This window comes from Salmonella sp. SAL4457, from assembly GCF_046548235.1.
Taxonomy (GTDB): Bacteria; Pseudomonadota; Gammaproteobacteria; order Enterobacterales; family Enterobacteriaceae; genus Salmonella; species Salmonella enterica.
Genome location: NZ_JBGDZO010001300.1, coordinates 1 through 237 on the forward strand (window position 1 = coordinate 1; position 237 = coordinate 237).

The window sequence follows — 237 nt, forward strand, 5'->3', positions numbered from 1 at the left end:
GCGCTTGCCGATCAGGTCCAGATAGTCACGCCCGATACCACTCAGCCTCCCCTCGTTATCCAGTTGCCCGAGCGCGCCAAGGGAATGGTTGATCACCACCGGCACGACCGGGTGCGCGGAGAGCCAACGCTGCTCCGCCGGCGACAGCGTCACCCGGGGCTCGTCGAAGCGCAGGCGCCGCCCGGCGCTCCAGCTGCGCAACAGTTCGTCGCCGTAGCGCCCGCTAATATGCGGCAG

The 237-nt window shown here is 68.4% G+C and carries 1 protein-coding gene; it reads right to left on the reverse strand.

The features are described from left to right. On the reverse strand, nt 1-237 hold a 237-nt coding region (locus tag ACLJNW_RS28405), incomplete at both ends, for a hypothetical protein (RefSeq protein WP_410962006.1).